This is a genomic window from Pantoea sp. VS1, from assembly GCF_002207995.1.
Lineage (GTDB): Bacteria > Pseudomonadota > Gammaproteobacteria > Enterobacterales > Enterobacteriaceae > Pantoea > Pantoea dispersa.
This window is the reverse complement of record NZ_NHZE01000128.1, coordinates 1-948: the sequence shown is the minus strand read 5'-3', so window position 1 is coordinate 948 and position 948 is coordinate 1. Positions and strand designations below refer to the sequence as shown.

Here is a 948-nt window from a genome sequence, read left to right as displayed (position 1 = left end):
CGCCGCCTCCTCGCTGGTCGCGCCCGCCGCCTGCGCGTCACTCATGTACTGGAACTCATCCGGTTCGGTGCTGAACATGGCCCGGGTGACCGGGTCGACAAACAGCCGGTGGAAGGAGCTGCCCTTCATGGTAGAAATCATGACGGAGCTGAAGCCCGTGTCGCCGGCGGGCTGGAAGCCCTGGACGATTTCGGTTTCCATCTCGCTGAACTGGTCTTTATTTGCGGCCAGATAGGTTTTGAACGCCTTCGTATCCTGCAGCAGCGTCACCTTAATGCCGCTGTTATTCCAGGCGGCTGCGGCCGCTGACGGCGCGGGCTTGTCCGGGAGTCCGGTAAAGTCGCTGATACTCTGCGTAATAGTAATGAAGGCACCTTTGTGACGACGCACCGTGCGGTAGCCGGTTTCGATAAAGCGCGCGGCGTGCGGGTTCTGGCCGCTGAACAGACGCCAGGCCTCGTCGATGATGGCCACTTTTTTCAGCTTGCGCGACGAGTGGAACATTTTTTCCTGAATCGCCAGGATGAGCGAGTACAGTACTGCGGAAAGCAGGTGGGGGCTGTCTTCCAGGCTCAGCAGCTCCAGCACCGTGAAGCGCGTTTCCCCGTCGAGCGTCGGGTTGTCGGAGTTGAAATACTCGCCGTTGGTGCCCCAGGTGCACCACTGGTCCAGCAGCAGCACCAGCTCATCAATACGGCTCATGATGGTGGGCTGCCGGCCGTACTCTTTCATTACCTCATCCGACTTCAGGTAGGCCACCACGTCGTCGATGCGCGCCTTATTCTGCTTTGCCTCGTACGCCGCGACCACGCCCTTCTGCAGGATGGCCTCGCTGATTTTATCCAGCGCCTCTGCCGGACTGGCCAGCACGGCGAGCAGCCCCTTGATGCGCTCCGCGGAGCGCTTGATGCTGGTGACGTTGGCAAACGGGTTAAAGCGCAGCGTGGC

1 protein-coding gene is annotated in these 948 nt (G+C 60.8%); it reads right to left on the bottom strand.

Annotated features, from left to right (window positions below):
* A partial coding sequence (locus CBW22_RS24850; RefSeq protein WP_441339126.1) for a TraG/VirB4 family ATPase occupies positions 1-948 on the bottom strand: 948 nt, incomplete at both ends.